The sequence below is a fragment of the Roseomonas mucosa ATCC BAA-692 genome (assembly GCF_000622225.1).
GTDB classification, from domain to species: domain Bacteria; phylum Pseudomonadota; class Alphaproteobacteria; order Acetobacterales; family Acetobacteraceae; genus Roseomonas; species Roseomonas mucosa.
The window spans coordinates 287,330-313,204 of sequence record NZ_JHWD01000003.1 but is presented as its reverse complement, the minus strand read 5'-3'; the positions used below and the strand labels follow the sequence as shown (position 1 = coordinate 313,204).

The 25,875-nt window shown below is 70.7% G+C and carries 26 protein-coding genes; 19 read left to right on the top strand and 7 right to left on the bottom strand.

Annotated features, from left to right (window positions below):
• Positions 1–100 precede the first annotated feature (100 nt).
• From BT98_RS0106325 to BT98_RS0106280, 10 genes are all read left to right on the top strand, one after another.
• Complete coding sequence (locus BT98_RS0106325) at positions 101–424, top strand: FtsB family cell division protein (protein WP_019460311.1); 324 nt, start codon at positions 101–103, stop codon at positions 422–424.
• A gap of 359 nt (positions 425–783) precedes the next feature.
• Positions 784–1,806, top strand: coding sequence for a pyruvate dehydrogenase (acetyl-transferring) E1 component subunit alpha (gene pdhA / locus BT98_RS0106320; protein ID WP_019460310.1), 1,023 nt, complete (start codon positions 784–786; stop codon positions 1,804–1,806).
• Position 1,807: 1 nt separating this feature from the next.
• Positions 1,808–3,220, top strand: a complete 1,413-nt coding sequence (locus tag BT98_RS0106315) for a pyruvate dehydrogenase complex E1 component subunit beta (protein ID WP_019460309.1) — start codon at positions 1,808–1,810, stop codon at positions 3,218–3,220.
• A 13-nt stretch (positions 3,221–3,233) separates the two neighbouring features.
• On the top strand, positions 3,234–4,616 hold the full coding sequence (locus tag BT98_RS0106310) for a pyruvate dehydrogenase complex dihydrolipoamide acetyltransferase (protein ID WP_019460308.1): 1,383 nt from the start codon (positions 3,234–3,236) through the stop codon (positions 4,614–4,616).
• Positions 4,613–5,089, top strand: a complete 477-nt coding sequence (locus BT98_RS23445) for a GNAT family N-acetyltransferase (RefSeq protein ID WP_019460307.1) — start codon at positions 4,613–4,615, stop codon at positions 5,087–5,089. The genes BT98_RS0106310 and BT98_RS23445 overlap by 4 nt, the downstream gene beginning before the upstream one ends.
• A 5-nt stretch (positions 5,090–5,094) precedes the next feature.
• Complete coding sequence (locus BT98_RS0106300) at positions 5,095–6,513, top strand: hypothetical protein (protein ID WP_019460306.1); 1,419 nt, start codon at positions 5,095–5,097, stop codon at positions 6,511–6,513.
• 22 nt (positions 6,514–6,535) lie between these two features.
• Positions 6,536–7,930 (top strand): dihydrolipoyl dehydrogenase, encoded by a 1,395-nt coding sequence (gene lpdA, locus BT98_RS0106295; RefSeq protein ID WP_019460305.1) that lies wholly within the window; start codon positions 6,536–6,538, stop codon positions 7,928–7,930.
• A 7-nt stretch (positions 7,931–7,937) separates the two neighbouring features.
• Positions 7,938–9,068 (top strand): lipoyl synthase, encoded by a 1,131-nt coding sequence (gene lipA, locus BT98_RS0106290; protein WP_019460304.1) that lies wholly within the window; start codon positions 7,938–7,940, stop codon positions 9,066–9,068.
• Complete coding sequence (locus BT98_RS0106285) at positions 9,068–9,556, top strand: type II toxin-antitoxin system RatA family toxin (RefSeq protein ID WP_037249930.1); 489 nt, start codon at positions 9,068–9,070, stop codon at positions 9,554–9,556. The genes lipA and BT98_RS0106285 overlap by 1 nt, the downstream gene beginning before the upstream one ends.
• 131 nt (positions 9,557–9,687) lie before the next feature.
• Positions 9,688–10,332 carry a glutathione S-transferase family protein gene (locus BT98_RS0106280; RefSeq protein WP_019460302.1) on the top strand — a complete coding sequence of 215 codons (645 nt, stop codon included), beginning with the start codon at positions 9,688–9,690 and terminating at the stop codon, positions 10,330–10,332.
• Between the two features lie 4 nt (positions 10,333–10,336).
• Here BT98_RS0106280 and BT98_RS0106275 read toward each other — a convergent pair whose 3' ends face one another.
• Together BT98_RS0106275 and BT98_RS23440 are read right to left on the bottom strand one after the other, a co-directional pair.
• Positions 10,337–11,032, bottom strand: coding sequence for an LrgB family protein (locus BT98_RS0106275; RefSeq protein ID WP_019460301.1), 696 nt, complete (start codon positions 11,030–11,032; stop codon positions 10,337–10,339).
• A complete protein-coding gene (locus tag BT98_RS23440; RefSeq protein ID WP_019460300.1) occupies positions 11,022–11,465 on the bottom strand; it encodes a CidA/LrgA family protein in 444 nt (147 codons plus the stop codon). Before BT98_RS23440 ends, BT98_RS0106275 begins: the two co-directional genes overlap by 11 nt.
• Before the next feature lie 102 nt (positions 11,466–11,567).
• Between BT98_RS23440 and BT98_RS0106265 the strand changes: the two genes are divergently transcribed.
• Both BT98_RS0106265 and BT98_RS0106260 read left to right on the top strand, forming a co-directional pair.
• Positions 11,568–12,455: a LysR family transcriptional regulator gene (locus BT98_RS0106265; protein WP_019460299.1), complete on the top strand. Its 888-nt coding sequence runs from the start codon at positions 11,568–11,570 to the stop codon at positions 12,453–12,455.
• Positions 12,456–12,532: 77 nt separating this feature from the next.
• A complete protein-coding gene (locus tag BT98_RS0106260) occupies positions 12,533–13,600 on the top strand; it encodes a threonine aldolase family protein (RefSeq protein WP_019460298.1) in 1,068 nt (355 codons plus the stop codon).
• Positions 13,601–13,637: 37 nt separating this feature from the next.
• Here the strand turns inward: BT98_RS0106260 and BT98_RS0106255 are convergent, their stop codons facing one another.
• From BT98_RS0106255 to BT98_RS23435, 4 genes are read right to left on the bottom strand one after another with little or no spacing between them, the layout of a single operon-like run.
• Positions 13,638–14,123, bottom strand: a complete 486-nt coding sequence (locus tag BT98_RS0106255; protein WP_019460297.1) for a CinA family protein — start codon at positions 14,121–14,123, stop codon at positions 13,638–13,640.
• A complete protein-coding gene (locus tag BT98_RS0106250) occupies positions 14,123–14,584 on the bottom strand; it encodes a phosphatidylglycerophosphatase A family protein (RefSeq protein ID WP_019460296.1) in 462 nt (153 codons plus the stop codon). The genes BT98_RS0106255 and BT98_RS0106250 overlap by 1 nt, the downstream gene beginning before the upstream one ends.
• Entirely contained in the window at positions 14,581–15,435 is an 855-nt protein-coding gene (locus BT98_RS0106245; protein ID WP_019460295.1) for an alpha/beta fold hydrolase, read from the bottom strand. The genes BT98_RS0106250 and BT98_RS0106245 overlap by 4 nt, the downstream gene beginning before the upstream one ends.
• Before the next feature lie 2 nt (positions 15,436–15,437).
• A complete protein-coding gene (locus tag BT98_RS23435) occupies positions 15,438–17,405 on the bottom strand; it encodes a lytic transglycosylase domain-containing protein (protein ID WP_019460294.1) in 1,968 nt (655 codons plus the stop codon).
• 319 nt (positions 17,406–17,724) lie between these two features.
• On the opposite strand from BT98_RS23435, the gene dapA reads away from it, so the two are divergent.
• The 3 genes from dapA to BT98_RS0106220 all read left to right on the top strand — a co-directional run bounded on the left by dapA (position 17,725) and on the right by BT98_RS0106220 (position 20,146).
• The gene (gene dapA, locus BT98_RS0106235) at positions 17,725–18,603 is read left to right on the top strand and encodes a 4-hydroxy-tetrahydrodipicolinate synthase (RefSeq protein WP_019460293.1); all 879 of its coding nucleotides are present in this window, start codon (positions 17,725–17,727) and stop codon (positions 18,601–18,603) included.
• A 145-nt stretch (positions 18,604–18,748) separates the two neighbouring features.
• Positions 18,749–19,234 carry an SsrA-binding protein SmpB gene (gene smpB / locus BT98_RS0106230; RefSeq protein WP_019460292.1) on the top strand — a complete coding sequence of 162 codons (486 nt, stop codon included), beginning with the start codon at positions 18,749–18,751 and terminating at the stop codon, positions 19,232–19,234.
• A 243-nt stretch (positions 19,235–19,477) separates the two neighbouring features.
• The gene (locus BT98_RS0106220; RefSeq protein ID WP_019460291.1) at positions 19,478–20,146 is read left to right on the top strand and encodes a sulfite oxidase-like oxidoreductase; all 669 of its coding nucleotides are present in this window, start codon (positions 19,478–19,480) and stop codon (positions 20,144–20,146) included.
• 34 nt (positions 20,147–20,180) lie between these two features.
• Here BT98_RS0106220 and BT98_RS0106215 read toward each other — a convergent pair whose 3' ends face one another.
• Positions 20,181–20,582 (bottom strand): hypothetical protein, encoded by a 402-nt coding sequence (locus BT98_RS0106215; protein WP_019460290.1) that lies wholly within the window; start codon positions 20,580–20,582, stop codon positions 20,181–20,183.
• Positions 20,583–20,924: 342 nt separating this feature from the next.
• Between BT98_RS0106215 and BT98_RS0106210 the strand changes: the two genes are divergently transcribed.
• The 4 genes from BT98_RS0106210 (at position 20,925) to BT98_RS0106195 (ending at position 25,835) form a co-directional block, all read left to right on the top strand.
• Entirely contained in the window at positions 20,925–22,514 is a 1,590-nt protein-coding gene (locus BT98_RS0106210) for an ABC transporter substrate-binding protein (RefSeq protein ID WP_027297172.1), read from the top strand.
• Positions 22,498–23,025, top strand: coding sequence for a 2-amino-4-hydroxy-6-hydroxymethyldihydropteridine diphosphokinase (gene folK, locus BT98_RS0106205; protein WP_019460288.1), 528 nt, complete (start codon positions 22,498–22,500; stop codon positions 23,023–23,025). The genes BT98_RS0106210 and folK overlap by 17 nt, the downstream gene beginning before the upstream one ends.
• A 96-nt stretch (positions 23,026–23,121) precedes the next feature.
• Positions 23,122–23,520 (top strand): DNA-directed RNA polymerase subunit omega, encoded by a 399-nt coding sequence (rpoZ, locus tag BT98_RS0106200; RefSeq protein ID WP_019460287.1) that lies wholly within the window; start codon positions 23,122–23,124, stop codon positions 23,518–23,520.
• A gap of 11 nt (positions 23,521–23,531) precedes the next feature.
• Positions 23,532–25,835 carry a RelA/SpoT family protein gene (locus tag BT98_RS0106195; protein ID WP_019460286.1) on the top strand — a complete coding sequence of 768 codons (2,304 nt, stop codon included), beginning with the start codon at positions 23,532–23,534 and terminating at the stop codon, positions 25,833–25,835.
• The last annotated feature ends 40 nt before the right edge of the window (positions 25,836–25,875 follow it).

Below are 25,875 nucleotides of genomic sequence, written 5' to 3'. Positions count from 1 at the left end.
GAAACCATTCCTTGCGCGTTGAATCCCTTGCACGTTCGCACGTGCGAGTGTCTTCTCGCGGCCATTGAGGGGTTTTCATCGCTCGGGGGGGCGATCAACCATGTTGAAGTCGATCAAGAGACGCCTGCAGGGGGCTGTGCTGCCGGCGGTCTTTCTGGCCATCTGCGCCTATTTCGCCCATCACGCGATCAGCGGCTCGCGCGGCACGGAAGCCAGGGCCGTGCGCATGGCGCAGATCGAGGATGCCAGGAGCGAGCTTCGCCTCGCCGAGGCGGAGCGGGACGCCATGGACCGCCGGGTCGCCGGGCTGCGGGCCGAGCACCTGGACCGCGACATGCTCGACGAGCGCGCCCGTGCCCTGCTGAACGTCGTGGGCAAGGATGAGATCGTGATTCCCTACGGACCCAACGAGCGCCTGTTCTGATCCATCCGCGTCCGGGCAGGCCCCGCGGCCTGCCCGGACGCGCCGCCCGTGCCCACGGGCAGCGCGTCCGGAAGGGTTCTTGTGCGCCGCAAAAAGACATGGTGTGGCATCCGCCAAGTCTTCGCGCCGGTCATCTAGAAGTTTAAATGTATAGATAGGGCCGCCTTTCCCCTTTCATTGAAGAATGATGGAAAGGTGGACGAAAAATCTCCTGCTGCAATGCAGCATCAATTACTTACGACCTGTCCGGCTGCTTGGGTGCGCTTGCGGGCGCGCCGTCTCCCGCGTATCTGCCAAGTTGAGGCTGCCGCCGCGAATACCGGCAGATAGCCCATCAGGACAGCAGCGAGAGGGCCCCCATGATCCAGGGCGTCGAACCGACCTCCAAGCAGCGCCGCGGGAAGTCCAAGGATCCATCCGCCTTGCGCGAGGAATTGCTGAAGGCCTATCGCGACATGGTGCTGATCCGGCGTTTCGAGGAGCGCGCGGGACAGCTCTACGGCATGGGCCTGATCGGCGGCTTCTGCCACCTCTACATCGGCCAGGAGGCCGTGGTGGTGGGCATGCAGATGTGCCTGAAGCCCGGCGATCAGGTGATCACCTCCTATCGCGACCACGGCCACATGCTCGCCACGGGCATGGAGGCGCGCGGCGTGATGGCGGAGCTGACCGGCCGCGCCACGGGCTATTCCAAGGGCAAGGGCGGCTCGATGCACATGTTCAGCGTCGAGAAGGGCTTCTTCGGCGGCCACGGCATCGTGGGCGCGCAGGTCTCGCTCGGCGCCGGCCTGGCCTTCTCGAACTGGTACCGCCAGACCGACAATGTCAGCCTGACCTATTTCGGGGAGGGCGCGTCGAACCAGGGCCAGGTCTACGAGAGCTTCAACATGGCCGCGCTGATGAAGCTGCCGGTCGTGTTCATCATCGAGAACAACAAGTACGGCATGGGCACGAGCGTCGAGCGTTCCTCGGCCTCCAAGAACCTGTCGCAGAACGGCGCGCCCTGGGGCATCCCCGGGGAGCAGGTGGACGGCATGGACGTGCTGGCGGTCAGGGAGGCCGGCGAGCGCGCCGTGGCCCATTGCCGCGAGGGCAAGGGCCCGTACCTGCTGGAGATGAAGACCTACCGCTACCGCGGCCACTCCATGTCCGACCCGGCCAAGTACCGCACCCGCGACGAGGTGCAGCAGATGCGCGAGACGCACGACGCCATCGAGATGGTGCGCAAGCGGCTGCAGGAGCTCGGCGTGGACGAGGCCGAGACGAAGAAGATCGACGACGAGGTGAAGGCCATCGTCACCGATGCCGCCGAGTTCGCGCAGACCTCGCCCGAACCCGACGAATCCGAACTCTGGACCGATGTTATGGTGGAGAGCCGCTGAGATGGGTGCCACTCTCCTGATGCCTGCCCTGTCGCCCACGATGACCGAGGGCAAGCTGGCGCGCTGGCTGAAGAAGGAAGGCGACGAGGTCCGCTCCGGCGACATCATCGCCGAGATCGAGACCGACAAGGCCACGATGGAATTCGAGGCCGTGGACGAGGGCAAGCTGACGAAGATCCTGGTGCCCGAGGGCACCGAGGGCGTCAGCGTCAACGCCCCGATCGCGGAGCTGGACGGTGGCGGGGAGGGCGCGAAGCCCGCCGCGCCGGGCTCCGACAGCAACCAGCCGACCGAGCCTGCCCCCCCTGCCGCCGCGCATACCGGCGTGGCGAAGGAGGCGGAGGACCACAAGAAGGTGGCCGAGAAGGGCGCGGCCGAGCGCCCCGAGGCCTCGGCCAAGCCGATCGCCCCGGAGAAGGACTGGGGCCCGACCAAGCCGACCACCGTGCGCGAGGCGCTGCGCGACGCCATGGCGCTGGAGATGCGGGCGGATGACCGCGTCTACCTGATGGGCGAGGAGGTCGCGCAGTACCAGGGCGCCTACAAGATCTCCCAGGGCCTGCTGGACGAGTTCGGCCCGCGCCGCGTGATCGACACGCCGATCACCGAGCACGGCTTCACCGGCATCGCGGTGGGTTCGGCCATGAACGGGCTGAAGCCGATCCTGGAGTTCATGACCTTCAACTTCGCCATGCAGGCGATCGACCAGATCATCAACTCCGCCGCCAAGACCCGCTACATGTCGGGCGGCCAGATCGAGTGCCCGATCGTCTTCCGTGGCCCGAACGGCGCCGCCGCCCGCGTCGCCGCGCAGCACAGCCAGGACTATGCCGCCTGGTATGCCAGCGTGCCCGGTCTGGTGGTGATGGCGCCCTGGTCGGCGGCCGATGCCAAGGGCCTGCTGCGCGCCGCGATCCGCGACCCGAACCCGGTCATCTTCCTCGAGAACGAGATCCTCTACGGCCAGACCTTCGAGTGTCCGACCGCCGAGGACTTCGTGCTGCCGATCGGCAAGGCCAAGATCGAGCGCGAGGGCAAGGACGTCACCATCGTCGCCTATTCGATCGAGGTCGGCCTCGCGATGCAGGCGGCGGAGCAGCTGGCGGGCGAGGGGATCGAGGCGGAGGTCATCAACCTGCGCACGCTGCGGCCGCTCGACACCGGGACCGTCGTGGATTCGGTGAAGAAGACCAACCGCCTCGTCATCGTGCAGGAGGCCTGGCCCTATGCCGGCATCGGCGCCGAGGTGGCGATGCGGGTGATGGAGGAGGCCTTCGACTACCTCGACGCGCCGCCGGCCCGGGTCTGCGCCGCCGATGTGCCGCTGCCCTATGCCGCGAACCTGGAGAAGCTGGCCCTGCCGCATCTCTCGCAGGTGGTGGACGCGGTGAAATCCGTGACCTACCGCAAGTAAGGGGCGCATCCGCATGGCCACCAACATCCTGATGCCCGCCCTGTCCCCCACCATGACGGAGGGGACGCTGGCGCGCTGGCTCAAGAAGGAAGGCGACACGGTCAAGTCCGGCGACATCCTCGCCGAGATCGAGACCGACAAGGCCACGATGGAGTTCGAGGCCGTCGACGAGGGCGTCCTGGGCAAGATCCTGGTGCCCGACGGTTCCGAGGGCGTGAAGGTCAACGCGCCCATCGGCATCATGATCGAGGAAGGCGAGGCGGTGCCCTCCGGCGCCCCGGCCGCCAACGGGAAGGGAGGGGAGGGCAACACCTCCCCCTCCGGCAGCCCGGCGCTGGAAGCGGTCAAGGAAGCCGGCGGCAAGGTGGCGGGCGCCGCCGAGCAGCCGGTCCCCGCGCCGCAGCCCAAGGGCGAGGCCGCGCCGGCCGCGTCCGCGGGCGGCGGCTCCAACGGCCGCGTCTTCGCCTCGCCGCTCGCCCGCCGCATGGCGGAACAGGCGGGGATCGACCTGGGCGCCGTGCAGGGCTCCGGCCCGAACGGGCGGATCGTGAAGGCGGATATCGAGGCGGCCCAGAAGAAGGGGGGTGTTCAGGGTGGCGCCGCCGCGAAGCCGGCCGCCGCGGCCCAGCCCGCCGCTCCCGCCGCCGCGCCGCAGGCGGAGGCACCGAAGCCCGCGCCCAAGGCCCCGGCGATCACGGCCCCGCACAAGGCGATCCCGAACAGCTCGATGCGCAAGGTCATCGCGCGCCGCCTGTCGGAATCCAAGCAGACCGTCCCGCATTTCTACGTCTCGATGGACATCCAGCTCGATGCGCTGCTGAAGCTGCGCGCCGACCTGAACGCCCGCGCGCCGAAGGACGGGCCGGGCGCCTTCAAGCTCTCGGTCAACGACCTGGTGATCAAGGCGGCGGCGGCGACGCTGCGGAAGTTCCCCAACGTCAACGCGACCTGGACCGACGACGCGATCATCCAGTACGACGACGTGGACATCTCGGTGGCCGTGTCGATCCCGGAAGGGCTGATCACGCCGATCGTGCGCAAGGCCGACCAGAAGGGCCTCGCCACCATCTCCAACGAGATGAAGGACCTCGCCGCCCGCGCCAAGTCCGGCAAGCTGAAGCCCGAGGAGTTCCAGGGCGGCGGCTTCTCCATCTCGAACATGGGCATGTTCGGGGTGAAGGACTTCGCGGCGATCATCAACCCGCCGCAGGCCGGCATCCTGGCGGTCTCCTCCGGGGAGCAGCGCCCGGTGGTGAAGGACGGCGCCCTGGCGGTCGCCACGGTCATGACCTGCACGCTCTCCGTCGATCACCGCGTGGTCGATGGCGCGCTGGCGGCGGAATGGCTGGCCTCCTTCAAGAAGACGGTCGAGGACCCGCTGAGCCTGATGCTGTGACCCCGCTGCTGCGGGACGCCGTTCCGGCCGATATCCCCGTGCTGCTGCGCCTCACCCGGGCGCTGGCGGACCATGAGGGGCAGCCGGAGCGGGTGACCGCAACGGAGGACGACCTGCGGCGCGCCTTCTTCGGCGCGCCGCCCGTGGCCTGGGCCCTGCTGGTGGAGCGGGACGGCGTGCCGCTCGGCTATGCCGCCTGGACTTTCCGCTTCCGCATGTACAGCGGCCGCAGCCTGATGCACGCCACCACGGTCTTCGTCGAGGAAGCGGCCCGGGGGCAGGGCATCGGCCGGGCCATCTTCGCCGATCTGGCGCGCCGTGCCCTGGCCGCCGGCTGCGACCGGCTGGAATGGGGCGTGAAGGACGACAACGTAGCAGCCGTCGCTTTCTACGACCGGCTCGGGGCCGGCACGGCCATCGGTCACCAGCGCTGCTATCTCGATGGCGAGGCGCTGCGGGGCCTCGCGGCCTGACCGCCATGGCGCGCCCGGCTGGCCATCTCTCCCCGCTGCTCCAGGCCGGGGCCGCCTTCGCCCTGTGCCTCGCGGTGCTGCTGGCGGTCGGCTCGGCCGCGCGGCCCCGGACGCTGGATGTCTTCGACCAGCGCTTCTACGCCATGACGGCCTGGGACCTGGTGCATCACGGCGTCTATTCCGACGGCTTCTTCGACAAGGTGGACAGCAGCCGGGAGGTCCCGCCGCCCGGCATGTTCCTCGGCCCCGGCTATCCGCTGCTCCTCGCCGGAATGATGGAGCTCGACCCCCGGCTGCGCGAGAACGCGGCCTGCCTCGTCCGCCACTGGTCCAGCGGCGACGTGGCGCAGAACTGCCCGCCTTATCGCGGCCTCACCCTGCCGGTGCAGATGGCGCTCTGTGCCGGCGCGCTGGCCTTCCTGTTCGCCGCCGCGCGGCGCCTGTCCGGCAGCACGGCCATCGCGGCGCTTGCCACCGTCATCGGCCTCGGCACGCTGGCGAGCTATGCCAAGCTCATCACCCTGGCCATGACCGAGAGCCTGGGCCTCTTCCTCTTCGCCGGCGCGGCGCTGCTGTTCCTCCGTCTGTTCCAGGATCGCGGCCCGCGGGGCCTCCCGGCCCTGCTGGCGGGCGCGGCCCTCGGCCTGCTGGTGCTGACGCGCCCCAGCCACATGGTGCTGATCCCCGTGGCGCTGCTGGCCGTCGCCGTCTTCGCCGCGCGCGGGCGGCTTTCCTGGCCGGCGCTGCCGCTCCTCGCGCTGGGCCTCGCGCTGCCGCTGCTGCCCTGGATGATCCGCAACGGGCTCGTGCTCGGCCACTTCGCCCTGAGCGCCGGCTACGGCCCCGCCGTGCTGGTCGAGCGCCTGTCCTACAACGACATGACGGCACGCCAGCTCCTGGCCTCCTTCCTCTACTGGCTGCCGGATTTCGGCGACAACCTCGCCACCGCCCTGTTCGGCCGGGACACGGTCTGGCCGCTCGACTGGGACCGGCCCGGCAGCTTCTACGACCTGGGCCAGCAGCACCGCGAGGCGGCCCTGGCGCTGTCCGGCGGCATCGACGCGCATTTCGCCGCGATCGTGCGGGAGGGCATCCTGCTCCACCCGTTCTGGCACGCGCTGACCACGCTCTCCCTCGCCTGGAGAGGGCTGTGGATCGGCCGCTACTGGGGGATCGGCATGGTTCTCCTGGCGCCCTTCGGCCTTGCCGCCGCGCGCCGCGCCGGCCGGCTGACGCCGCTCCTGCTCTACGCCGCGCCCGCCTGGATCATGCTCCTCGTCCATGCCGGGGCCTCGGTGAACCAGGAACGCTACAACCTCGCCCTGATGCTCGGCGGCGCCATTGCCGCGGCCTGGGGAATCCTCTCACTCGCGGCCCGGCGGATGCCGGCGCTGCGCCGCCTGCCGGGTCTGGCGGCGGGCTGATCACACGGAAGGACAAGAACCGATGGCCGAGCAGTTCGACCTGGTGGTGGTGGGCGGTGGCCCCGGCGGCTATGTCGCGGCGATCCGCGCGGCGCAGCTGAAGATGAAGGTGGCGCTGGTGGAGCGCGAGAACCTGGGCGGCATCTGCCTCAACTGGGGCTGCATCCCGACCAAGGCGCTGCTGCGCGCCAGCGAGATCAACCACCTGCTGCACACGCTGGATGCCTATGGCTTCGCCGCCGACAATATCCGCTTCGACTTCCAGAAGGTGGTCAAGCGCTCCCGCGCGGTCGCCTCGCAGCTCTCGGGCGGCGTGAAGCACCTGCTGAAGAAGAACAAGGTCACGGTCTTCGACGGCCATGCGAAGCTGGCGGGGCCGGGCAGGCTCTCGGTGGCCAAGGACGGCAAGCCGGTCGCCGAGATCCAGGCGAAGCACATCGTGCTCGCCACCGGTGCCCGCGCCCGCGTCCTCCCCGGCATCGAGCCGGACGGCAAGCTGATCTGGTCCTACCGCGAGGCCCTGGTGCCGCAGGAGATGCCGAAGTCGCTGGTGGTGATCGGCTCCGGCGCCATCGGCTCGGAATTCGCCTCCTTCTACCTGAACATGGGCGCCAAGGTGACGCTGATCGAGGCGCTGGACCGCATCCTGCCGGTCGAGGATGCCGAGGTCAGCGCCTTCGTGCAGAAGGCCTTCCAGAAGCAGGGCATGACCGTCCTGGCCGGCGCCAAGGTGCAGGGCGTGAAGAAGGGCGCCGACAGCGTGACCGTCACGGTCGAGGCCGGCGGCAAGACCCAGGAGATCACCGCCGACCGGCTGATCTCGGCGGTCGGCATCGTCGGCAATGTCGAGGATCTCGGCCTGGAAGGCACCAAGGTGAAGGTGGAGCGGACCCATGTGGTCACCACCGGCTTCGGCGAGACCGGGGAGCCCGGCGTCTACGCCATCGGCGACCTGACCGGCGCGCCCTGGCTGGCGCACAAGGCCAGCCACGAGGCCATCGCCTGCATCGAGGCCATCGCCGGCGGCCATCCGCACAAGATGGACACCAACAACATCCCGGGCTGCACCTATTGCCGCCCGCAGGTCGCCTCCGTGGGGCTGACCGAGGCCAGGGCCAAGGAGGCCGGGCACGAGGTGCGCGTCGGCCGCTTCCCCTTCATCGGCAACGGCAAGGCGATCGCGCTGGGCGAGCCCGAGGGCTTCATCAAGACCGTCTTCGACAGCAAGACCGGGGAGCTGCTGGGTGCCCACATGGTCGGGCCCGAGGTGACGGAGATGATCCAGGGCTATGTCATCGCCAAGACGATGGAGACCACCGAGCAGGAGCTCATGGACACGATCTTCCCCCACCCCACGGTCTCGGAAGCCATGCATGAGTCGGTGCTTGATGCCTATGGCCGCGTGATCCACATCTAGGGACGTCATGGCCAACCGTATCCTGGTGGACCACCGCGCCGGCGGCGCGGTGCAGCGGAGCGGCGAGGCGGCAGCGGCCGTCATCGCCCCCACCCCGAACGAGGAGGTGCGCGCCGCGCTGGCGGCGCGCGAACCCTTGCCCACGCTCTCGCCACGCCCGGCCGCGGTCCCTTCCGCGGCGGCCCTGCGCCATCCGGAGAAGGCGCACCGGCCCGATAACCCGATCAAGCGCAAGCCGGAATGGATCCGGGTCAAGGCCCCGACCCATCCGGTCTATCACGAGACGCGCGAGCTGATGCGCGACAACAAGCTCGTGACGGTCTGCGAGGAAGCCGCCTGCCCGAATATCGGGGAGTGCTGGTCCAAGCGCCACGCGACCATGATGATCATGGGCGAGATCTGCACGCGCGCCTGCTCCTTCTGCAACATCACCACCGGCATGCCGAAGCATCTGGACGCGGACGAGCCGCGCCGGGTCGGCGACGCCGTGGCCAAGCTCGGCCTCCAGCACGTCGTCGTCACCTCGGTGGACCGCGACGACCTGAAGGATGGCGGTGCCCGGCATTTCGCCGAGACCATCGGCGCCATCCGCCGCGCCGCGCCGGACACGACCATCGAGATCCTGACCCCCGACTTCCTGCGCAAGGATGGGGCCCTGGAGGTTGTCGTGGAGGCGAGGCCGGACGTCTTCAACCACAATCTGGAGACGGTGCCGAAGCTCTATCCGAGCATCCGCCCCGGCGCCCGCTACTTCCACTCGCTCCGCCTGCTGGACCGGGTGAAGGAATTGGACCCGATGGTCTTCACAAAGTCCGGCATCATGGTCGGGCTGGGCGAGACCCGGGTCGAGGTGCTGCAGGTCATGGACGACATGCGCTCGGCCGAGATCGACTTCCTGACCATCGGCCAGTACCTGCAGCCCACGGTCAAGCATGCCGCCGTGGACCGTTTCGTGGAGCCGGCGGAGTTCGAGGACTATGCCGCCATGGCCCGTTCCAAGGGCTTCCTGCTGGTCTCGGCCACGCCGCTGACCCGTTCCTCCTACCATGCCGACCGTGACTTCGCGGCGCTCCGGGCCGCCCGCGAGGCCCGGCTCGGGATGCAACCGGCCGGGCAGGGGGCGCGTTCGGCCGTCTGATGCCGACCCATGCAGAAAAGAGGCTGCTCCGGTACACGCCGCAGCAGATGTTCGATCTGGTCGCGGATGTCGGCCGGTACCCGGAATTCCTGCCCTGGTGCGTGGGCGCAAGGGTCATTTCGGGCGACGAGAAGAAGCTGGTGGCCGATCTGACCATCGGCTTCAAGATGTTCCGCGAGACCTTCCGCTCCCAGGTCACGCTGGACCGCCCCGGCCATGTCCAGGTCGAATACCTGAATGGTCCCTTCCGCTACCTGAACAACCAGTGGCGCTTCCGGCCCGTGCCGCAGCCAGGCGGCGGTACGGGCTGCGAAGTCGACTTCTTCGTGGATTTCGAGTTCCGCTCACGCCTGCTCCAGGCGGTGATCGGCACCGTCTTCGGTGAGGCGGTGCGGCTGATGGTCCGGGCCTTCGAACGCCGCGCCATGGCCCTTTATGGCCGCCCCGGCGTCACCCAGCCGCGTGGCGAGCCGCAGCCGATCAGCTAGAAAACCACAGGATCAGCAGGTTGAAGGCGTTTCCTGACTGCTTCCTTGAAGCCTCCATGAAGCGGGCTGATACGGGGCATCAGGTTTTCTGACTCGCCTCCGCCGCGCTTCCGGGCGCAGTGTCACGGGTCATGGAACCCTATATCCTCTACGGTGACCGCCGCTCCGGCTCCTGCACCGCGGAAATGGCCCTGGCGGAAATCGGCGCCCCCGTGGAGCTGCGTCCGGTGCCCCTGGAAGGCGACCATCAGCTCTCCGACGAATATCGCAGGATCAACCCGATGGGCCGTGTTCCTGCGATGCTGCTTCCGGATGGAACGGTGCTGACGGAGAGCCTCGCCATCCTGCTGACCCTGGCGGACCGGCACCCCGAAGCGGCCCTTCTGCCGCCGCCCGGCGATCCGGCACGCGCCCGGGCCCTGCGCTGGATGGCGCTGGCCGCCGGGGAATTCTATCCGCACGTGACCCGCGTCGATTATCCGGAGCGCTTCAGCGCCGATCCGTCCCATGCCCCTGCCATCCGCGAGCGCGCGCGCGAGATGGGACGGGAGATCTGGCTTCTGGTGGAGCGGGAGGCGAGGCCGGACCCCTTCATCCTGGGATCGCGCTTCTCGGCGGCGGATATCTATCTCTCGGTCCTGACCCGCTGGATGGGCGGGAAGGACTGGATACCGGCCCACTGCCCGAGGCTGGAGGCGCTGACCCGGGCCGTGGCGGCGCGCCCCGGCGCCGGACCGGTCTGGCGGAAGCACTTCCAGCCGGGCGGCGCCGGCTGAGCCGTCACCCCATCAGGGCGGCGACCCCCACCGCCACCAGCACGTTGAGCAGCCCCGCCAGCACCATCACCGTGCTGGCCACGGAACCGTCCTGCGCCGAAAGCTGGTAGGCCCGCCCGACGCCGGCGCCATGCGCGCCCATGCCGAGCATGGCACCACGCGCGAAGCCGCTGCGCAGGCGCAGCAGGCGAATCAGCGCCGGCCCGATCGTGGCGCCGAAGATGCCGGTGATGGCCACGAAGCTGGCGGTGATGCCGGGGACGCCACCGATCTCCTGCGAGGCGATCATGGCGAAGGGCGTGGTCACGGAGCGCGGAAAGAGGCTCAGCTCCATGGTCGGCGAGAAGTGCAGCAGATGTGCCATCGCGGCCGAGACGGCGACGGACAACACGCTGCCCGCCAGCACCCCGGCCGTCAGCACCGGCCAGTAGCGCCGGATCAGCGCCCGCTGGTCGTAGATCGGCAGCGCGAAGGAGATGGTCGCCGGCCCCAGCAGCGCCCCCAGCCAGGCGGTGCCGCCGAGATAGGTCCGGTAGTCCGAATGGGCCATCGGGATCAGCACCAGCAGCGAGACCCAGGTGAGCAGCAGCGGCGAACTCCACCATGCCAGGAAACGGCGGTGCAGGGCTCGGCTGCCCGCATAGATCGCCAACGTCGCCAGCAGCCAGGCCAGGGCGGCGAGGGGATGCTCAGGCCACATGATGCCCGTCCCGGAGAGTGCCTTCGCGCGCCTCGGCCCGCTCGATGGCGCGGATGCAGAACTCCACCACCAGCCCGGTCCCGGCCATCACGGCCAGCGTGCCGGCCACCACGGAGAGCAGCACCAGCAGGCCGTCGCGGCTGAGGAATTCCGGATGGTCCAGCAACGCCAGCATGGGCGGCACGAAGAACAGCATCAGGTGGTCCTGAAGAACCAGCGCGCCACGTCGCAGGCTTTCCGGCCGCATCAGGCGGGAGGCGAGGAGCACCAGCACGAGCCCCAGGCCCAGGATGGTGCCGGGCAGGCCGATCCCCGTCCGCTGCACCAGTTGCCCGCTGACCCAGGAGACCAGGACGAAGAAGCCGGCCTGGAGCCACCAGCGCTTCTGGAACTCGTGCCGCAAGGGTCCTGCGAGGTTGACGGGGATGCTCATGGCTGATGTCCGCTGGGGCGTCGGAGGCAGAAAGATAGGCCGCGCCGCAGCATACCCAAAATGAATTGCTGGAATTCAGCCCATTCCGATACAGAATAGGGTATGGACCTGCGCGCCCTCCGGGCCTTCGTCGAGGTCGTGCGGCGCAACGGCTTCTCCGCCGCCAGCCGCGAGATCTTCGCGAGCCAACCCACCGTCAGCAAGGCCGTCCGCCAGTTGGAGGACGAGGTGGGCCTCGACCTGCTGCACCGCCTGCCCCATGGGGTGAGGCCCACGGAGGCCGGGGAGGTCGTGCTGCGCCATGCCCAGGCCATGCTGGCCAGCCGCGACACCATGCTGGCCGAGCTGGACGCGCTGCGCGGGCTGACGCGCGGCCACCTGCGCCTGGGGCTGACCCCCTTCGGCAGTGCCGCGCTCTTCGCGCCGCTGGTCGGGCGTTTCCGGGCCGCGCATCCGGACATCACCATCGCCCTGCTGGAACAGGGCTCGCTAACCCTGTCGGAAGCCGTGCTGGGCGGGGAGATCGAGATGGCCATGGCCATTCTGCCGATCGCCGCGGGGCTGGAATGGCAGCCGGTCTGGGACGATCCGCTGGTCGCCCTGCTGCCGGAGGGCGACCCGCTTTCCGGCCGGGAGGCGATCCGGCTGGAGGAGCTGCGCGACCGGCCGCTGATCCTCTTCGAGACCGGCTTCGCGCTGAACGAGGTGATCCAGCGCGCCTGCGCCGCCCGCGGCTTCGCCCCGCGCGAGGCGGCGCGCAGCGGGCAGAGCGACTTCATCACCGCCCTGGTGGCCTCCGGCCTGGGCGTGGCGCTGCTGCCCCGCCTGATGGTCGCCCCCCGCGCGCCGCTCTCCATGCCCGTGGCGCTGGTCGAGGAGCCCGACCTGCGCTGGCAGTGCGGGCTGATCTGGCGGCAGGACGGCGCGCTCTCCCCGGCGGCCAGGGCCTGGCTGGAGATGGTGCGGGCCGCCCTGCCTCTGCGCCGCTGATCCGGGGCGCGAGGGGATGACGCGATGCGCCATCCCTGCCAGTTTCCCCGCCGAAGCAGTGTCAGGAGTCCGCGCGCATGGTCCATGCCCCGCCCCGCCCGCCCGCCGGTGCGCCGCCCGTCCGGATCAACCTCTATTCCGACACCCAGACCCGCCCGACCCCGGCGATGCTGGAGGCCATGACCCGGGCCGAGGTGGGCGACGACCAATCGGGCAACGACCCGACCATCAACGCGCTCTGCGACCGCATGGCGGCCCTGCTGGGCAAGGAGGCGGCGGTCTTCCTGCCCTCCGGCACCATGTGCAACGTCATCGCCACGCTGGTCCACACACGGCCGGGCGACGAGATCCTGGCGCATGAGACGGCGCATATCATCAACAGCGAAGGCGGCGCCCATGCCGCGCTGGGCGGGGTGCAGATCACCGGGCTCGCCGGCCCGCGCGGCATGTTCGATGCCGAGGCCGTCCGCGCCGCCATCCGCCCGCGCAACCGCAACGCCCCGCCCCAGACCATGCTGGAGGTCGAGCAGACCTCGAACCATGGCGGCGGCGCGGTCTGGCCGAAGGCGCAGCTCGATGCCGTGGCGGCGGTGGCGCATGAGCAGGGCTGGGCCACGCATATGGACGGCGCCCGGCTGCTGAACGCCTGCGTCGCCTCCGGCATCCCGGCCGCGGAGATGTGCGCCGGCTTCGACACCGCCTGGCTCGACTTCACCAAGGGCCTCGGCGCCCCGCTCGGCGCGGTGCTCTGCGGGTCGGAGGAGTTCATCGGCCATGCCTGGCGCTGGAAGCAGCGGCTGGGCGGGGCGATGCGCCAGGGCGGCGTCTGCGCCGCGGCCTGCCTCTACGCCCTTGACCACCACGTGGACCGGCTGGCCGAGGACCACATGAACGCCGCCGCCCTGGCGCGCGGCCTGAAGCAGATCCCGGGCATCGAGGTGACCGATCCGGATACCAACCTGGTCTATTTCGACCCGCGCGGCGCCGGCTTCTCGCCCGCTGATCTGCAGACGGAGCTGCGCCGCCAGGGCATCCTGGTCAGTGCCCTGGCCGGCAAGATCCGCGCCTGCACGCATCTCGACGTGTCCTCGGGCATGATCGAGGAAACCCTGGCCGCCATCCGCGGCATCGTCGCGGAACGCTGATCGGCGCGACCCGGGGGAGGCTCCGCCGCCCCCGGCGTCAGGCCGCCTCGTCCAGCAGGCGGAGCGCCTCGGCCACGGTCGCGGCGCGGACCGCCGTGCGGTCGCCGGGGAAGACGTGGCGCAGCGCGCGCACCGGCCGGCCCCGCCGGGCGAGGCCGAACCAGACCGTCCCCACCGGCTTGCCCGGCACGGCGCCGCCGGGCCCGGCGATGCCCGTCACCGCCACGGCGAGGTCGGCGCCGGAACGTTCCAGCGCGCCCTCGGCCATGGCGCGGGCGGTTTCCTCGCTGACCGCGCCCACCGAGGCGATCACCGCCTCCGGCACGCCCAGCATCGCCGTCTTGGCCCCGTTGGAATAGGTCACGAACCCCGCCAGCACCGTGGCGGAGGAGCCGGGGACGGCCGTCAGCGCGGCGGCGATCAGCCCGCCCGTGCAGCTTTCCGCCGTGGCCAGGGTCAGCCCCCGGGCCTGGAGGCGTTCCAGCAGGCGCCCGGCCTGCGCCAGGGTCTCGTCAGGCAGCATCACGGCAGGCTCCGCGCGATCGCCAGCACGGCGGCGGCGAGCGCCCCGGCCAGCACGTCGTCCAGCATCACCCAGACCGGCCCGTCGCGCCGGTCGGCCCAGCGGACCGGCGGCGGCTTCAGGATGTCGAAGAAGCGGAACAGAAGGAAGGCGGCCAGCACCCAGGCAAGACCGGCCTGCGGCGCCAGCGCGGCCAGGGCGAAGCTCTGCCCGGCGGCCTCGTCCACCACCACCCAGGGCGGGTCGCTCTGCGCCCGGGGCAGGCGGCTGACGGCCAGCACCCCGGCTAGGGTGAAGAGCACCGCCGCCAGCATGCAGGGCCCGGGGCCGAGCCAGGCGAGGGGCAGGACCAGGGCCGAGCCCCAGGTGCCGGGCGCCGGGCGCAGACGCCCCACGCCGCCCATGGAGGCGACGAGGATCGCGAGGCGCGGGGTCGCCGCTTGTTGGGCCAGGGCGGTCACGCCAGCCGGTCCAGGAAGGCATCCAGGCGCGGGGCGATCTCCGGTTCCTCCAGAAGCGGGGCATGGCCGGAGGTCGGGTGGACCACGAGCTCCAGGTCCGGCTTCTCCCCCCGCATCCGGTTCACCGTGGCGGCGGAAAGGATCTCGCTCAGCTCGCCCCAGACCAGCAGGACCGGGATGTCGTGCAGGCCGGAAAAGAGCGGGCCGAAATCGCTCACCGCCGCGCCCGTGTCCATGGCCCGCGCGATGCGCAGGTCCCATCGCGGGTGCAGGCGGCCGTCGGGGCCGCGCTTGTAGGTGCGCGCGGCGAGGCGCAGCCAGCCGGCCTCGTCGGCCACCGGAAGCTGCGGTTGCACCCGGCGGAGATACTGGGCCGCCTCGGCCTCCGAGGCGAAGGCAGGGTCCCGCCCCAGGAACTCCCGCACCCGGCCGACCCCGCCGCTCTCGATGCGCGGACCGATATCGTTCAGCACCACGCCCCGCAGCATGGCCGGCCGCTGGAGCGCCAGGAACATGGAGAGCAGCCCGCCGAAGGAGGTGCCCACCGTGACCACCCGCGGCATGCCCAGCGCGGCGCAGACATCCAGCACATCGGCCAGGGCCTCGCGCGGGTCGTAGCGCGTGACCTCGGCGGCGCGGTCGCTTTCCCCATGGCCGATATAGTCGAGCGCCACCACGCGGCGCTGCCCGGCATGGCGCTCCGCCAGGCCGGCGAAGTCCAGCGCGTTGCGCCCGATCCCGGACAGGCAGAGCAGCGGGGTGCGCGAGGCGTCGCCCGCCCAGTCCAGCACCGCCAGGGTGTATCCGTCGCGGCTGCGTATCCGGCGCTCCCGCGGAGCCTGTTCCGCCATGCTCAGGGAGCCAGCCAGCGGGCCAGGGGATGGGGCTGCGCCCCGTCGCCGCCGAGGGCACGATAGACGACCATGTTCTCGATCACGCGCTGCACGTAGTTCCGGGTCTCGGAGAAGGGGATCAGCTCCACCCAGTCGATCATGTCCACGCCGGGCGTGCCCGGCTCGCCATAGGTGGCCAGCCATTCCGCAACCCGGCGCGGCCCGGCATTGTAGGCCGCCGCCGCCAGAGCCGGGTTGTCGCCGAAGCGGGCGAGCTGGTCGCCCAGGTAGATCGAGCCGAGCTTCATGTTGTGCGCCGGGTCGCTGGTCAGCCAGCCGAACTGGTGCGGGATCCCGTTCCTGCGCGCCACCTCGGCCGCCGTCGTGGGCAGCAGCTGCATCAGCCCGCGGGCATTGGAGGGCGAGACCGCCTGGGGGTCGAAATTGCTTTCCTGGCGCGAGATGGCGCGGACCAGGGCCGGCTCCAGCCCGTCCGGCGTGGGGTAGGGGGTGGGCCAGCCCTCGGGCACCAGGGCCACGCCGTCGATGCCGGAGCGGCGCGAGACCCAGACCGCCTGGTCCGGCCGCCCGGTGCTGTCCGCCAGCCGCGCCACCAGCAGCCGCGTTCCCGCATCCGGCGACAGCTCCTCCAGCCGCAGCAGGAAGGGCAGGGCGCGCCGCTGCAACCCGAGATCGGCCAGGGTGAGCACCGCCCGGGGAAGTTCCCGGTCCACGAAGAGCGCGGTCTGGCCGGGTGGCGGCGGGGCGGCGCCGGCGGCGCGGATGCGCTCCGCCAGCCGGGCGGGGCTCTCGTTCAGGGTGAAGGAGGCGAGCTGCCCGTAATAGGAGGTCGGCAGGCTGGCGGCGGCGTTCCAGGCGGCCTTGGCGCCGGCCGTATCGCCCTGCGCGGCCAGGGCGCGGCCCTGCCAGTAGGCGGCGCGGGAGCGCGTGATGATGCTGGTGCTGCCCTCGGCCACCCGGCTGAAATGCAGATGCGCGGTGGCGGGCTCGTTCAGGCGGCGCAGGGCGATCCAGCCGGCCAGGAACTCCGCCTCGCCGCGCGCGGCACCCGGCCCGGGCTGGCCGTGCTCGGCCGCGACCCGGTAGGCGGCGCGCGGCTCGTTCAGGCGGATCAGCTTGCGGGCGAGGACCTCGCGCTCCGTCCAGACCGCCCGGGCGGCCTCGGGGGAAAGGTCCCGTTGCAGCCGCGCGGCGGCTTCCCAGACCGTGGCGGCCTCGGCATCGCGGTCGCGCCGCCGCAGCCAGCGGGCCTGTTCCACCAGCAGCCCCAGATCGGGCGTGCTCACGGCGGGCAGCAGCGCCTCCGCCTCCGGCCGGTCCCCGGCCAGCGCCAGCCGGGCCGAGGCCGCGGGGCGGCGCGCCGGGTCGAGATAGGGCATCACCCGCGCCGCCGCGCCGAGTTCGCGGGCATAGGCGAGCCGGTCGAAGCGCTGCCAGTGGTCCTCCGGCGTCAGCACCGAGGCGTTGCGGGCCAGGAAGCCGGGTTCCGCAACGGCGTCGCCCGGGGCCTGCACCCAGGCGGCGCGCAGCACGGGCGTGACCTCGCCCAGCCTTCCGGCGCGGTTCAGCGCATCCGCATAGCGCTGTGCGCCCTCCAGGCCGCGCGGCGGATGCTGCGCGAAGAAGCGCAGCGCCAGCGCGTCGTCGGGGTCGTTGACCAGCGCCTCCTCGGCGCGCTTCGCCATCAGGCCGGGCAGCGGCCAGTCCGGATTGGCCTCGATCCAGGCGGCCAGCTCGCCTGCCGTGGCCTGGTCCTTGGCCTGGAGGCGAATCCAGGTGACCAGCTTGCGGACCATCGGATCGGCGGTGAGGGCGAGGCCCTGGGCCTCCATCATCCGGCCGGAATCCGCCATGGCCAGGGCCACCCGCCCGGCATTGCGCTGGTCTTCCGGCGACCAGGGCTGGGCGGGAATGGATCTCGGGAAGGCGACGGTGGCGAGCAGCAGGGCGATGGCGGCACGGCGCATGACATCGCCTTTACCCGAGCGCGGCGGCTTTGTCCCGTGGCGGGTTGCGGCCGGGGGCGGTCGTTTCGCGCCTGGTTCATCCCGATCCGTCCTCCGTTCCGGCGGGCTGCCCCCGGCACGCCGGAAATCCCCACGCCGGAAATCCCCACGCCGGAAATCCCCACGCCGGGGCCGCACGCCGGGGCCGCACGCATCCCGGCGCGGAAGCCGTCCCGCGCCGCCTTGTTCCGCGCCCGCCGGACGCCTAGTTTCGGCGACTTCCCCCCGCCATCCGGCGGGGCCCATGATTTCCGCCCGCCATCCTCAAGGATCATCCGCCATGTTCAAGGGCTCCCTCGTCGCCCTGGTCACCCCGATGACGCGCGAAGGAGCCCTGGACGAGAAAGCCTTCCGCGACCACGTCGAATGGCAGGTCGAGCAGGGCACCCAGGGCTTCATCCCCGTCGGCACCACGGGCGAGAGCCCGACCCTGTCCCATGCCGAGCACGACCGCGTGGTGGAGCTCTGCGTCGAGGTCGCCGCCGGCCGCGTGCCGGTGATGGCCGGCGCCGGCTCCAACAGCACGGCCGAGGCGATCCGCCTGACCCGCCATGCCAAGGAGGTGGGCGCGGATGCCGCGCTGGTGGTCACGCCCTACTACAACAAGCCGACGCAGGAGGGGCTGTACCGCCACTTCATGGCCGTCGCCGATGCGGTGGACCTGCCGGTGGTGATCTACAACATCCCGCCGCGCTCGGTGGTGGACATGAGCGTCGAGACCATGGCGCGGCTGGCGAAGCACCCCAATATCGTGGGGGTGAAGGACGCCACGGCGAACCTCGCCCGGCCGCTGCACACCCGCGCCGCCTGCGGCCCGGATTTCTGCCAGCTTTCCGGCGAGGACCACACGGCGGTGGCCTTCCTGGCCGCCGGCGGCCATGGCTGCATCAGCGTCACCGCCAATGTCGCCCCGCGCCTGTGCCGGGAGATGCACGATGCCTGGGCCGAGGGCCGGGTGGCCGAGGCCATCGCGATCCAGGACCGGCTGCTGCCGGTGCATGATGCGATGTTCTGCGAGACCTCGCCGGGGCCGGTGAAGCATGCCGCCAGCCTGCTGGGCTATGGTTCCGACCATTGCCGCCTGCCCCTGGCGCCGATCGCGGAGGCCAGCCGTGGCCGGGTGCGCGAGGCGATGGTGGCGGCGGGGCTGCTCAACTGAATGTGGCGCCCGGGGCGAGGCCCCCAGGGTGCCAGGGCGTGACGGCCGGCGGGCGTGACAGCCCGGGGCCGGGCCACGCGATGACAGGAAAGGCCGGAAACCGGCCCGCCAGGTGCGCGGGACACGGGCTCCGGGAACGGACAGCATGGCAGAGCCACGCAAGAAGGGCCTGATCAGCCACGGAACCGCCGCGACCAACCGCAAGGCGCGTTTCGACTACAAGATCAACGACACGGTGGAGGCGGGCATCATGCTCGTCGGGCCGGAGGTGAAGTCGCTGCGCGCCGGCCGCGCCACGCTGACCGAGGCCTGGGCAGGCGAGCGGGACGGGGAGATGTGGCTGTTCAACTGCTACATCCCCGAATGGCAGGCGGGTTCGGTGGTGGCGAAGTTCGAGCCGCGCCGCCCGCGCAAGCTGCTGCTCCACCGTAAGCAGATGACCTCGCTGGCCGGGGCGGTCTCCAAGGAAGGCGCGACCCTGGTGCCGCTGGAGATCCTGTTCAACCAGCGCGGCATGGCCAAGGTCGTGCTGGGCCTCGCCGAGGGCAAGAACAAGGCCGACAAGCGCGCCGCCATCGCCGACCGCGAATGGAAGCGCGACAAGGCCCGGCTGATGCGCGACCGGGGCTGAAGCCGGGGCCGAGGTAGGTCGTCGCCTTCCACACCGCCACCGGCCATGTCGGCATGATCGGCGCGCTGGTGCTGGTGTCGGTCCTTGCCCTGTGCGCCTCCCCGGCCCGAGCGGACGCGCCGCTGGCACGGGAACTGCCCGCCACGCCCTGAAGCCGCGCTCGCCGGGGCGCGATGCGGCCCGTTGCGCCACCGGCCCCGCCGCCTCATCTGCCATCCCTGCCGCCGCGCGAGGAGGGATGGGATGAGCGAGGATGGGACCGGGCCGGCCGGGCGTATCCGCGAGAAGCTGGTGGAAACCAAGCGCCGCTGGGCCGAGGAGGGCCGCCTGCTCACCGGCAGGCCCGGCGATCCGGAGCGGGACCGCCTGCCGCCCGGCCAGCGCCTGGTGACCGACTTCCCGGTGCTGGATCTCGGCGTGCAGCCCGAGGTGCCTCTGGACCGCGCGAAGCTGCGGATCGACGGGCTCGTGGCGGCACCGGCGCTGCTCGACTGGGACGCGCTCCAGGCCATGCCGCAGCAGGGCTTCCGCAACGACATCCACTGCGTCACGCAGTGGTCACGCTACGACAACGACTGGGACGGCGTGCCGGTCAGTGCCCTGATCGGGCATGTGCGGGTGAAGGACGAGGCCCGCTTCGTCTCGCTCGAATCCCATGACGGCTACACCACCAATCTCGCCATGGAGGATTTCGCGCGGCCCGCGAACCTGCTGGCCTTCCGCTGGAACGGCGCGCCGCTGACGCGGCAGCATGGCGGGCCGATGCGGCTGGTGGTGCCGCACCTGTATTTCTGGAAGAGCCCCAAATGGCTGCGGCGGATCGAGTTCCTGGCGCAGGACCGGCCGGGCTTCTGGGAGGTCCGCGGCTATCACCACCGCGGCGATCCCTGGCTGGAGGAACGCTACGGCTGAACGCGGCCCACGCCTCCGGTGGATGCGATGCGCGTCAGAAGCTCACGCGCAGCGAGGCGACACCGACCATCGGGCGGCGTTCCGCCGGATCGTACTCGACGGCGGCACAGACCAGGGCGCCGACGGAGACCTCGCCCAGGTTCTCGATCCGGCCGATATCGTAGCGCGCACCCAGGGCCATCTGCGGACGGCTGTCCCAGACCGCCTTGGTCTGGGGCAGGAAGGGCGAGGCCCTGGCGATCGTGAAGCGGTCGTTCAGCCCTTCGGCATCACCCAGCCGCGCGATGACGTAGACGCTGTCGCCGCCGATGTTCTGCGACGGCACCGCGCCGCCGAAAGCGGCGGTGATCACCAGCCCGCCGCCCGAATTCCGCAAGGGCCGTGCCAGGGCATGGCCGGAGGCACAGGCGAGCAGAAGCACCGCCAGCCCACCCACGAGCCCCTTTCCGATCCGAAAATCCCGCAAGACCCCGCCCCCTGCATCCCGTTGTGCGATGCGGCATCAAACTCGCCCCGGCCCTCATAGGGGCCCTCGCTGCCCCATTGCAAACACAATTTCGCCCCAATTTCCTTCGATCCGCGGTCGGAAAAACTGAATTCCATCAACATATAAAAGACTTCAATTCAGGAAAGGCATGAAGCTGGCTCGACAGCGGCGTTCAGAATGGGGCGAAAACGGGGCAGCCCCCGCCGCATTTTCTGCGATGCCCTGCCCGCTGGAATCCGGGGCGTGGGCCGCCTAGCCTCATGGCTCCGGCGGCAAAAGGGATTCGGGGCCATGCGACGCAGAAGTTTCCTGGCGGCGGGCGCCCTGAGCATGGCGGCGCCGGCATTGCCGGTTTCCCCACTCTCCGGCCCGGCCCTGGCACAAAATGCCCGGGTCCTCCGCTTCGTGCCGGAAAGCAACCTGGCCAATGCCGACCCGGTCTGGACCACGACCACCATCGCCCGAAACCACGGGCTGATGATCTGGGACATGCTCTATGCCCGCGACGCCGGCTTCGTGCCGCGGCCGCAGATGGTGGCGAGGCACGAGCTTTCCGGCGACCATCTCACCTGGCGCTTCACCCTGCGGGACGGGCTGCTCTTCCATGACGGGGAGCCGGTGCGGGCGGTGGATTGCGTCACCAGCATCAACCGCTGGGCGAAGCGCCGCCCGCTGGGCCAGAAGTTGCTGGAGCTGACGGAAGAGATGAAGGCGCTGGACGACCGGCGCTTCGAGATCCGGCTGAAGCACCCCTTCGCCCTGATGACCCATGCCTTCGCCGACAGTTGCTTCGTCATGCCGGAGCGGATCGCGAGGACCGATCCCTTCCAGCAGATCACCGAGTATGTCGGCAGCGGCCCCTATCGCTTCCTGCGCGACGAATGGGTCTCCGGCGACCGCGCCGTCTATGCGCGCTTCGACCGCTACCAGCCGCGCCAGGAGCCGCCGAGCTACCTCGCCGGCGGCAAGGTGGTGCATTTCGACCGGGTGGAATGGCGGGTCATGCCCGACAGCGCCACCGCCTCCTCGGCCCTGCAGAATGGCGAGGTGGACTGGGTGCAGGTGCCGCAGTTCGACCTGCTGCCCATGCTGCGCGGCTCGCGCGGGGTGAAGGTCGCGGTGAACGACCGGGTGGGGGTGATGGGGATGCTGGCGCTGAACCACCTGCACCCGCCTTTCGACAACCCGAAGCTGCTGCGCGCCATCCTCTCGGTGCTGGATCAGCGGGACTTCATGACCGCCGCTCTGGGGGAGGAAAAGGAGCTCTTCCAGGTCCCCTGCGGCGTCTTCACCCCCGGCCTGCCCATGGCCAACGATGCGGGGATGGAGGTGCTGGCCGGCCCGCGCGACATCGAGCGGGCGCGGAAGCTGGTGGCCGAGAGCGGCTACAAGGGCGACCGGATCGTGCTGATGTCGCCCTCCGACTATCCCACCACCCAGACCTTCGCCCAGGTGGCGGCGGATCTGTTCAAGCGGCTCGGGCTGAACGTGGAATACACCAGCATGGACTGGGGCACGCTGGTGCAGCGGCGGACGAGCAAGGAGCCGGTGGAGAAGGGGGGATGGAGCGCCTTCGCCACCACCTATGAGGGGCTGACGGTGGCCGACCCCGCCACCCATATCCCGCTGCGCGGCAACGGCGCCGGCGGCTGGTTCGGCTGGCCCACCAGCCCGCGGCTGGAGGCGCTGCGCGACCGCTGGTTCGACGCCCCGGACGAGACGGCCCAGAAACGGATCGCCCGGGACATGCAGTCGATCGCCTTCGAGGAGGTTCCCTTCCTGCCCCTGGGCCAGCTCTTCTACCCGACCGCCTACCGCGACACCCTGCAGGACATCGTGCCCGCCAACATGCCGATCTTCTGGAATGTCCGGCGTCCCTGAGGCGGCGGGGCGGCCCTTCGCCGATACGCTGGTCGCGCTGGGGGCCAACCTGCCCGCCGCCGACGGCACCGGGCCGCTGGAGGCCTGCCGCCGCGCCGCGGCGGCGCTGGACGGAATCTGCGGCCTGCCGCTGGTGGCGCTGAGCAACTGGTGGGAAACGCCGGCCGACCCGCCGGACCCGCGCTCGCCCCCCTATGTGAACGGCGTGGCCCGGCTGCGTGGCACGGCCGACCCCCTGGCGCTGCTGCGCGCCCTGCAGGCGATCGAGGATGCGGCCGGCCGGGTCCGCCCCTATCCCAACGCCCCCCGGACGCTGGACCTGGACCTGATCGCGGTGGGCGGGACGGTCCGCGGGGCGCCGGACCCGGTGCTGCCGCATCCCCGGGCGCATCTGCGGCGCTTCGTGCTGCTGCCCCTGGCGGAGGTGGCCCCTGGCTGGCGGCATCCGGTGGAAGGACCGGTGGAGGCGCTGCTGGAGCGGCTGCCGCCCATGCCGATGCGTCGGCTCTGACCCGTCCGGGACGGCCGGCTTCCGGCAAAAGCCTTGCGGCGCGGGGGGCCGACGTCTATCTAGTTTTGTCCTCCCAAGCAGCGACTGGTTTTCGATATGGCACGCGTTACGGTTGAAGACTGCATCCTCCAGGTTCCGAACCGCTTCGAGCTTGTGCTGAAGGCGGCGCAGCGTGCTCGCAACATCAGCCGGGGCGAGGAGCTGACGCTCGACCGGGACAACGACAAGAACCCGGTCGTGGCCCTGCGCGAGATCGCCGATCAGACGGTGGACCTGGAGGCGCTGGAGCAGGACATCGTGAAGTCCCTGCTGCGCGCGCCGGAGCCCGAGCCGGTGGAGGAGGAGGTCATCGACCTCATCGCCACCGACGAGAACATCTTCGGCGTCATGGACGTGAACGAGAACGAGGGCCCCGATTCCGCGGCTTCGGGCGACGACCTGAACACCGACGACATCGAGGCGGCCATCGCCGCCGAGCTGGGCGGCCGCCGCTGAGAGGCCCGGGCGTGTGCGCCGCCGGAGCCGGCTGGTTCTGGGCGGCGCACGCCCCTGACGGCACCGGCGGCACCCTGGCGGAGACCACTCCCGCCCCCGCCATGGCGGCCGGGCCGGAGGATGACGGGGCCCAGCTCGCGGCCCTGGTCGCCTCCTATGACGGGCGGGCCGACACGGCCCTGATCCGGCGGGCCTACGAGGTCGCGCGCAAGGCCCATGAGGGCCAGGCGCGCGAGAACGGCGACCCCTATATCGGCCACCCCGTGGCCGTGGCGCGGGTCCTGGCCGGCTACCGGCTGGACACCGCCTCCATCGTCACCGCCCTGCTGCACGACACGGTCGAGGATACCGGGCTGACGCTCCAGGTGCTGGAGAAGCAGTTCGGCACCGAGGTCGCCCGCCTCGTGGACGGCGTGACCAAGCTGACCCGGCTGGAGATCCAGTCCGAGCGCACCAAGCAGGCCGAGAACTTCCGCAAGCTGGTGCTGGCGATGAGCGAGGACATCCGCGTCCTCCTCGTGAAGCTGGCCGACCGGCTGCACAACGTCCGCACCCTGCATCTCGTGGTCAAGCCCGAGAAGCGGCAGCGCGTGGCGCGCGAGACGATGGAGATCTACGCGCCGCTCGCCGAGCGCATCGGCATGGACGCCCTGCGCACGGAGCTGCAGGCGATCTGCTTCCGCGAGCTGCAGCCGGACGCCTTCCAGACCATTTCCGCCCGGCTCGCCTTCCTGCGCGGCCAGGGCGCCGACCTGATCGACGAGATCGCCGCCGACCTGCGCCGCAAGCTGGCCGCGGCCGCGGTGCCGCTGATCGACGTCCAGGGGCGGGAAAAGTCGGCCTATTCCATCTGGCTGAAGATGCACGAGAAGAAGGTCGAGTTCGAGCAGCTCTCGGACATCATGGCTTTCCGCGTCATCGTGCCGGACAAGGGGCAGTGCTATGCCGCGCTGGGCGCGGTCCACTCGGCCTATCGCGTCGTGCCGGGGCGGTTCAAGGACTACATCTCCACCCCCAAGCCCAACGGCTACCAGTCGCTCCACACGGGCGTGACGGTGCCGGAACGGCGCAACGCCAAGATCGAGGTGCAGATCCGCACGCCGGAGATGCACGAGGTCGCCGAGTACGGCGTGGCGGCGCACTGGATCTACAAGCAGGGGCGGGAAGGAACCGCGGCTCCGCCGCGCCGCCGCTATCCCTGGGTCAAGGACCTGCTGGACATCCTGGAGAATGCCGGGGGCGAGGCGCAGGACTTCCTGGAGCACACCAAGCTCGCCCTGCACCAGGACCAGGTCTTCTGCTTCACGCCGAAAGGCGACCTGATCGCCCTGCCGCGCGGCGCCACACCGGTGGACTTCGCCTACCAGGTCCACAGCGCCATCGGCGATGCCTGCGTCGGCGCCAAGATCAATGGCCAGATCAAGCCGCTGCGCCAGCGGCTGGAGAATGGCGACCAGGTCGAGATCATCACCGCCCGGGGCAATACCCCGAACCCGGCCTGGGAGCGCTTCGTCGTCACCGGCAAGGCGCGGGCCCGCATCCGCCGCTTCGTGCTGGCGCGGCAGCGGGAGGAGGCGCGCGAGAACGGCCGGGGCGCCATGGCCCGGGCCTTCCGGCAGGAGGGGCTGGACTTCTCCGAAAAGATCGTCGAGCCCGCGATCAAGGCGCTGAAGCAGCCGGGCTATGACGAGCTCTGCATTGCCGTGGGCAGCGGCAACATCCAGCCCAGGGACGTGCTGCACGCCGTCTATCCGGAGCTGCGCGGGCCAAGCCGGCAGGCGCACGAGATGCTGCCCTTCACCCAGGCGCGCGGCAAGCCCGGGGCCACGGTGCTGCCGAGCCGTCAGGCGCGGCGGCCGGAGGCGGCCTATGGCATCTCCGGCCTCGTGGCGGGCATGGCGGTCAGCTTCGCCGGCTGCTGCCACCCGGTGCCGGGGGACCGCATCGTGGGCATCGTGACCACCGGCAAGGGGGTCACGATCCACAATGCCGAGTGCTCGACCCTGACGTCCTTCGCCGCAACGCCGGAACGCTTCATCGATGTGGACTGGGACACCGCCGCGGGCTCGGTGGGACAGCACCTCGCGCGGCTGTCCATTGTCACCGCCAACGACAACGCGGCCGTGGCGGCGCTGACCATCACCATCGCCAAGCAGGACGCGAAGATCCAGTCCCTGAAGTTCCTGCACCGGGCCAGCGACTTCACGGAGCTGCGGGTGGACCTGGAGGTCCGCGACCTGCGGCACCTGTCCGGGGTCATCGCGACCCTGCGCGCCACCACCGGCATCGAGCAGGTCGAGCGCGCCACGGGCTGACGGTCCGGGGCGCGGAACGAGGCCGGGGGCGACGTTTCCC